General features: G+C 72.4%; 6 protein-coding genes. 2 read left to right on the top strand and 4 right to left on the bottom strand.

Annotated elements, in window-relative coordinates:
- Window positions 1-144: 144 nt before the first annotated feature.
- The 3 genes from purD to ACFWEJ_RS25345 all read right to left on the bottom strand — a co-directional run bounded on the left by purD (window position 145) and on the right by ACFWEJ_RS25345 (window position 3,264).
- A complete protein-coding gene (gene purD / locus ACFWEJ_RS25355) occupies window positions 145-1,434 on the bottom strand; it encodes a phosphoribosylamine--glycine ligase (protein WP_377231945.1) in 1,290 nt (429 codons plus the stop codon).
- Window positions 1,435-1,451: 17 nt separating this feature from the next.
- Window positions 1,452-2,744, bottom strand: a complete 1,293-nt coding sequence (locus ACFWEJ_RS25350; protein WP_377231944.1) for an adenylosuccinate synthase — start codon at window positions 2,742-2,744, stop codon at window positions 1,452-1,454.
- Between the two features lie 76 nt (window positions 2,745-2,820).
- Window positions 2,821-3,264, bottom strand: a complete 444-nt coding sequence (locus ACFWEJ_RS25345) for a DUF3151 domain-containing protein (RefSeq protein ID WP_377231943.1) — start codon at window positions 3,262-3,264, stop codon at window positions 2,821-2,823.
- A gap of 161 nt (window positions 3,265-3,425) precedes the next feature.
- Here ACFWEJ_RS25345 and ACFWEJ_RS25340 point away from each other — a divergent pair, with 161 nt between their 5' ends.
- Window positions 3,426-3,830, top strand: coding sequence for an STAS domain-containing protein (locus ACFWEJ_RS25340; protein WP_377231942.1), 405 nt, complete (start codon window positions 3,426-3,428; stop codon window positions 3,828-3,830).
- A gap of 94 nt (window positions 3,831-3,924) precedes the next feature.
- Here the strand turns inward: ACFWEJ_RS25340 and ACFWEJ_RS25335 are convergent, their stop codons facing one another.
- Window positions 3,925-6,234: a SpoIIE family protein phosphatase gene (locus tag ACFWEJ_RS25335; RefSeq protein WP_377231946.1), complete on the bottom strand. Its 2,310-nt coding sequence runs from the start codon at window positions 6,232-6,234 to the stop codon at window positions 3,925-3,927.
- Window positions 6,235-6,618: 384 nt separating this feature from the next.
- On the opposite strand from ACFWEJ_RS25335, the gene ACFWEJ_RS25330 reads away from it, so the two are divergent.
- Complete coding sequence (locus ACFWEJ_RS25330) at window positions 6,619-7,098, top strand: STAS domain-containing protein (protein WP_377231941.1); 480 nt, start codon at window positions 6,619-6,621, stop codon at window positions 7,096-7,098.
- Window positions 7,099-7,154: the final 56 nt, after the last annotated feature.

The raw sequence follows: 7,154 nt of genomic DNA, 5'->3' as shown, positions 1-7,154 counted from the left end.
CGGGCGCGCCGGGTTGTGGGGGGTGCTGATCGACGTCACCGGCAGGCCGGGGGGGGACGGGGGGGGCGTCGCCCGCTGCGGGCCGGGGGGGGACGGCGCGGCGCCGGGGGGGGCGGCGCGCCCTCGTCCGGCGCCGATGCCCTGCTACGGGACGGTGACCTCGCCGCGCTCCGCCTTCAGCGCGATGTCGGTGCGGTGGTGCGAGCCCTTGAGCTCGATCCGCGCCACGCCCTCGTAGGCCCGACGGCGGGCGTCCGCCAGGTCGGTGCCGAGCGCCACGACGGACAGCACGCGGCCGCCCGCGCTGACCAGCTCGCCGGTCTCGGAGAGCCCGGTGCCGGCGTGCAGCACGTGCACCCCGGGGAGCGCCTCCGCGTCCTCGATGCCGGTGATCGGGTCGCCCGACCGGGCCGACGCCGGGTAGCCCTCGGAGGCGACGACCACGGTGACGGACGCCTCGGGGCGCCACCGCAGGGGCTCCAGGTCGGCGAGCCCGCCGCGGGCCGAGGCGAGCAGCACCTCGGAGAGCGGCGTCGCGAGCCGGGCCAGCACGGACTGGGTCTCCGGGTCGCCGAAGCGCGCGTTGAACTCCACCACGCGGGTACCGCGGCTGGTGAGGGCGAGCCCCACGTAGAGCACGCCGGAGAACGGCGTACCGCGGCGGGCCATCTCGTCGACGGTGGGCTGGGCCACGCGGCTCAGCACCTCGTCCACGAGGCCGGACGGCGCCCAGTCGAGCGGGGTGTACGCGCCCATGCCACCCGTGTTGGGGCCCTCGTCGTCGTTCCCGACGCGCTTGAAGTCCTGCGCGGGGACCAGGGGGACCACCGTGGTGCCGTCGCACACGCAGAAGAGGGAGACCTCGGGGCCGTCGAGGTACTCCTCGACCACGACCCGGCCGTTCTCGTGGGACAGGCAGGCCGCGCCGTGGGCGAGCGCCGCGGCGCGGTCGTCGGTGACGACCACGCCCATGCCGGCCGCGAGGCCGTCGTCCTTCACCACGTACGGGGCGCCGAAGGCGTCGAGCGCGGCCTCCAGCTCGGCGACGTCGGTGCACACATGCGCCATCGCGGTCGGCACGCCGGCGGCTGCCATGACCTCCTTGGCGAACGACTTGGAGCCCTCCAGCCGGGCCGCCTCGCCGGACGGGCCGAAGACCAGGATGCCGGCCGCGCGGACGGCGTCCGCGACGCCCGCCACGAGGGGCGCCTCCGGGCCGACGACGACCAGCTCCGCGCCGAGCCGCACGGCGAGGGCCGCCACGGCGGCCCCGTCGAGCGGGTCGACCTCGTGCAGCGTGGCCACCCCGGCGATGCCGGGGTTGCCCGGCGCGGCGTGCAGCTCGTGGGAGGCGGTGCCGGAGACGTTCTCCCGGTCGAGCGAGTGGACGATGGCGTGCTCGCGGGCACCTGTCCCGATGACGAGGATCTTCACGGTGGCAGAGGTCCTTCTCAGCGCTGGTGGATGAGGTCGTGGACGGGGATGATCTCGTCGCGCTTGGGCCCCACGCCGATGGCGGAGATCCGGGTGCCCGACATCTCCTCGAGCGCCTTCACGTAAGCCTGGGCGTTCTTCGGCAGGTCGTCGAAGGACCGCGCGCGGGAGATGTCCTCCCACCACCCGTCGAGCTCCTCGTAGATCGGCTTCGCGTGGTGGAACGCCGTCTGGTCGGTGGGCATCTCGTCGTGGCGGACGCCGTCGACGTCGTAGGCCACACAGACCGGGACCTTCTCCATGCCGGTGAGCACGTCGAGCTTGGTGAGCACGATGTCGGTGAGGCCGTTGATGCGCGTCGCGTAGCGCGCGATGACGGCGTCGTACCAGCCGGTGCGCCGGGCGCGGCCCGTGGTGACGCCGTACTCGCCGCCGGTCTTGCGGAGGAACTCGCCCTTGTCGTCGAACAGCTCCGTGGGGAACGGCCCCTCGCCGACGCGCGTCGTGTACGCCTTGATGACGCCGATCACGGAGTCGATCCGGGTGGGCCCGACGCCGGACCCGGTCACCGCGCCGCCCGCCGTCGCGCTGGACGACGTGACGAACGGGTAGGTGCCGTGGTCGATGTCGAGCATCGTCGCCTGGCCGGCCTCGAACAGCACGTTCTTGCCCGCGTCGAGCGCCTTGTTCAGCTCGACGGCGGTGTCCGTGACCATGGGCCGCAGGCGGTCGGCGTGCTGGAGCAGCTCGTCGAGCGTCTCGTCGACCGTGATGGCACGCCGGTTGTAGACCTTCACCAGCAGGTGGTTCTTCTGGTCCAGCGAGCCCTCGATCTTGGCGCGCAGGATCTTCTCGTCGAACAGGTCCCACATGCGGATGCCGACACGGTTGGTCTTGTCGGCGTACGCCGGGCCGATCCCCCGGCCCGTGGTGCCGATGCGGCGCTTGCCGAGGAACCGCTCCGTCACCTTGTCGATGGTGCGGTGGTACGGGGCGATGATGTGGGCGCTGCCCGAGACGAGCAGGCGGGACACGTCCACGCCACGCGCGATCAGCGCGTCCAGCTCCTCGAACAGGACCTCGATGTCGACCACCACGCCGTTGGCGATGACCGGCACGACGCCGGGCGACAGGATGCCCGACGGCAGCAGGTGCAGGGCGTACTTCTCGTCGTCGATGACGACCGTGTGCCCCGCGTTGTTACCACCGTTGAACTTGACCACGTAGTCGACGCGGGAGCCCAGGAGGTCCGTCGCCTTTCCCTTGCCCTCATCGCCCCACTGGGCCCCGACGAGCACGACGCCTGGCATGGATCTCCACCTTCTCGAATTCCTAGGGTTGCCCCGCAGAGTGCGCTCCGTTGGCGCCCGCGGGCCGCGCCCGAGTCTACTTCGTGGTGGGCACCAGGGCGCGAACCTCGTCCACGGACGTGCCGGAGTCGCCCAGGAACGTGGCGCAGCGCTCGGCCTCGGCCTCCTCGCCGATGCGGTGCGCGGCCTCCGAGAGAGCCAGCAGCGCGCGGAGGAAACCCTGGTTGGGCACGTGGCCGGCCGGGATCGGGCCCTGCCCGCGCCAGCCCGACCGGCGCAGCGCGTCGAGCCCGCGGTGGTAGCCGGTGCGCGCGTAGGCGTACGCCTCCACGTCGCCCGCGGCGGTGCCCGCCGTCAGCGCGCGCTCGGCGAGGACCGCCCACACGAGGGACGACGCCGGGGCCTGGGCCGCCACCGCGACCGGGTCGCCGCCGTCGGCCAGCTGCTCGCGCGCGGTCGGGTGGTCGTCGGACAGCAGCGTGGGGGCAGGGCCCTGGAGCAGGTTCTCGTGGGAGCTCATGCTCGAATTGTCACACCCCGACGACACCTCGGGCGGACCTGGCGCACACTCGGGACAACACAGGACAAAGAGGTCGCACAGGATTGCCCTTGATGCCAACCACAACGGTGAATTTTGCCTTTCATCCGGTGCGATCGAGCAACAGTCGTTACGCTCGACACATGATCGAGATCGCGACGTCTCCCACGACGACGACGCTCGTGATCGCCGGCGACCTTGACCTCGCCGAACGAGACCAGTTCCCGGAGATCGCAGCGCGCGTGGTCGGCCTGCGCCGGCAGCTGCTCGTCATCGACATGTGCCGGGTGACCTTCATGGACTCCACCGGGGCCGCGTTCCTGATCTCCCTGGCCGACGCCGGGCGCAAGCGCGGCGGCGCCACCGTGATCCGCGGGGCCGACGAGCGGGACCTGTTCGTGCTCGAGGTGTGCGGGGCCATGGAGCTGTTCCGCGTGGACGACGAGCACTCGTGCGAGCCTGCCGCCCCCGACTCGGGGTTCGCCGTGATGACGTCGCGGGACGACGACTCGTCGCCGTTGTCCCACCGCGACGCGTCCACCGCGTAAAACGTTTCCCACCCGTCTCGCCCACGCGGCGGACGGTACCCGAAGGTCTCGCGAGACCCTGGCGGGGTGACCAAAGGTCCACCCCGCCGGTCCGCTACTTCGGCGGTGTCGGCTGACGGCGCAGCTTGGCCCAGACCAGCTTGCCCGAGCCCGACGGCCGCCAGCCCCACTCGGCCAGCCGGTCCACGATCTGCATGCCGAACCCGCCCAGGCGGTTCGGGTGCCCGTCGGTCGCGACCGGCGGCGCCGGGTTGTTGTCCTCGACCTCGATGCGCAGCCCGTCGCCCGTGTCGTACAGGCGCAGCGCGATGTGCCCCCAGCCGTGCAGCACCCCGTTCGCCACGAGCTCGGAGACCACCAGCTCGGCCTGCGCCGACTCCTCGATGCCCCACGCCTGGCAGGTGCGCAGCACGGCGTGCCGGGCCCGGCCGATCGAGGACGGCTCGCTCGGCAGCATCCAGCGCCGCCAGCGCGGAGACAGGGCCGTCTCCGCGGCGTCGCCAGCCGGGTCGGGGATCCGGACGACGACGATCGCCACGTCGTCCTCCGGCGCGTCCGCCAGGCGTGAGAGCAGCTCCTCGCCCACGCCCGCCGCGTCGCGGGCCGTGATCGCCGACGCGGTCTCCAGCAGGGCCTCCAGGCCCAGCCGCAGGGACCGGTCGCGGCGTTCGATGAGGCCGTCCGTGTAGAAGAGGAGCGTGTCGCCGGGGTGCAGCTTGGCCTCGCCCGTGGTCCGTTCCCGGGAGCCGAAGCCGACGAGCGCGCCGCCGCCGTCGTCCAGCTTGATCACCTCGCCGGCGCGCAGCAGGAGCGGCGGGAGGTGGCCCGCGCGCGAGTAGCCGATCGTCCAGGTGTCCGGCTCCTCCTCGCGCTGCAGGGAGGCGTACACCATGCTCGCCGAGCGCGGGATGCCCATGCCGGCGACGAGCTGGTCCACGCGTTCGAGCACCCGGCTCGGCGTGGACAGCTCGAACGCGTAGGAGCGCACCACGGAGCGCAGCTGGCCCATGGTCGCGGCGGCCTCGACGTCGTGCCCGACGACGTCGCCGATCACCAGCCCGACCAGCTCCGGCGAGATCTGCAGCACGTCGTACCAGTCGCCGCCCACCTGGGCGTGCTCGGCGTTCGGGGCGTAGTAGGTCCACACGTCGAGGCCCGCGACGTCGGCCTGCTCGGGGAGCATGGCGCGCTGCAGGGTCTCGGCGAGGCGGTGCTCGCGGGCGTACATCCGCGCGTTGTCGATGGCGCTGCCCGCGCGGCGCGCCACGACCTCGATCACGGTGCGCAGCGTGTCGGGCTCGTCGGCCTCGACGTAGTCGCCCGGCTCGTCCTCGTCCGGCACGATCACCACGAGGCCGAGCACGTCCCGCCGGCCGGCGACGGGATGCACCACCACGGAGTCCGGCGCCTTGCCCAGCTCGTCCGCGAGCCGGAGCGTCAGGTCGCGCTGCAGCCAGCCCGACGCCGAGTGCGGCGCGTGCGGGATGTCCAGGTGCAGCGTGACGGGGCCGTCCAGCACGCCGTCGAGCACGTCCTGGACGGAGTCCACGACCTCGAGGATCGGCATGGGGCCCGTCGTCACGGAGTCGCCGAGGGCGTCGGTCTGCGGACGGCGGCGCTGCGTCTTGTCCGCGATGTTGTCGCCCTCGATGTACCGCGCGTGCCGGCGGCCCCGGCCGCTCGGCGGCGCGGCGACGTCGACGCCGGCGGCGTGCTTGAGGCCGTCGTCGTTCACGTAGAAGCCCGCCCAGCGCACCATCGACTGGAGCAGCTCCGCGATGTCGCGCAGGGCGTACGGGTACTCGAGGTCCGTCAGGATCTCGGTGGTCTGCGCGATGAGGTCGAGGTCCTCGCGCTGCTGCCGCTCGATCTCCAGGCTCGCGAGCTGGGCGGCGTGCCGCTCCATGTGCTCGGAGACGTCCACGCTGAACCCGACCCAGTGGGTGATGCGGTCGTCGTGGCCGGCCCGGGCCGGGGTGAGCGTGAGCTGCGCCCAGCCGGTCGTGCCGCCACGCAGGTGCGACCGCACCGTCGCGTGCACCTCCTGGCCCGCGTTCACCAGCTCGGTCATCCGCTCCAGGTCCTGCGGCTCGACGAGCATCTCGCCGAGCCGGCGCACGGTGTACCCGGCGAAGTCGCTGAAGCGCACGCCCGCGTAGCGCTCGAACGCCTGGTTGGCCCAGAGCATGGGCATGCCGTCCTCGGTGGGACCCGTCAGGAACACGGGGAGGCCGACGGACACGGCGGCGCGCAGCACCACGTCGCCGACCGACGGCGGAAGGGTGCGCGGGATGCCCGTCCCCGAGAGCCGCGAGCGCGGGTCCGCGCCCGACACCCGGTGGGTACCGCCCGGGGGCGTGCCCGACGGGATGCTCGGCGGCACGCTGGCGGCCGGAGGCGGCACCGCACGGCCGTTGGCGTGCCCGCTCCCGTTCCGGTTCGCCGAGTCGTCCGACGAGGCGTTCACGGGTGCGCCGGATCGTGCGTTCGATGATGCGTTCGGGGTTGCGTTCGGCGTGTCGCCGGAAGTTCCGCCGATGATGCCGTTCGACATTCCGTCCTGGGTCGGACCGAGGCCGAAATTGGAAAGGCCGGGGTGCCGGGGCGCCGGAGAGGACGGTGTCGGACCGGATGAATCGGTCAAAATGCCCTCCCTACGGTATCTAATGCTCGAGGTGCTGTTCCAGCAGGACATTCAACCGTAGATTGGGACAGTCCGAGATCTGAACCTCAACCTCTATCATCGGACCGATACAGCGTCACGACCACTGCTCCCGGAAGGAGAACCGTGCAGGACGGAACCTATGACCCGCCGCGCGGTCCGCAGGGCGGGAGCCCCCAGGACCCCGGACATCAGACCCCCGAGATCGGCGATCCTGCGAGCATCCACGTCATCGTGGGCCGCTCGCGCGCACGGATCGTCCTCTCCGGGGAGATCGACGCCGACATCGGCGGCGACCTGCACGAGGCGACGGCTGCGGCCGAGGAGTCTCGTCTTCCCGTCGAGATCGACGCGCACCACGTGACCTTCATGGACTCGTCCGGCGTCGCGTTCCTCGCCCGGCTCGCGAGCCGCAGCCCGCACCGCGTGCGCGTGCTGCGGGCGCCCCCGACGGTGCGCTTCCTGCTGGAGGTCACCCGGATCGGCGACCTCCTCGACATCGTGGACGAGGACCCGGGCTTCGAGCTCGACGACGACGGCCCGTCGGGCCCGCCCTCGGGCACCGCCCCGGCCCCGGCGAACGTGGGCGGCCCGCCGACTTCCTGAGGAGCGTCGGTCAAGCAGGCTTATCGGTAAAAGGTCAGGTGATCGGCAGCGCGGGC

The sequence above is a fragment of the Promicromonospora sp. NPDC060204 genome (genome assembly GCF_042728455.1).
Classification (GTDB): domain Bacteria; phylum Actinomycetota; class Actinomycetes; order Actinomycetales; family Cellulomonadaceae; genus Promicromonospora.
Note: the sequence above shows the minus strand (reverse complement) of the source record. Positions and strands in the feature narration are given on the sequence as shown.

What these genes read in the sequence shown, in the direction of transcription:
- ACFWEJ_RS25350 (WP_377231944.1), bottom strand. Translation starts at nt 2,744, where the DNA reads ATGCCAGGCGTCGTGCTCGTCGGGGCCCAGTGGGGCGATGAGGGCAAG.
- ACFWEJ_RS25345 (WP_377231943.1), bottom strand. Translation starts at nt 3,264, where the DNA reads ATGAGCTCCCACGAGAACCTGCTCCAGGGCCCTGCCCCCACGCTGCTG.
- ACFWEJ_RS25340 (WP_377231942.1), top strand. Translation starts at nt 3,426, where the DNA reads ATGATCGAGATCGCGACGTCTCCCACGACGACGACGCTCGTGATCGCC.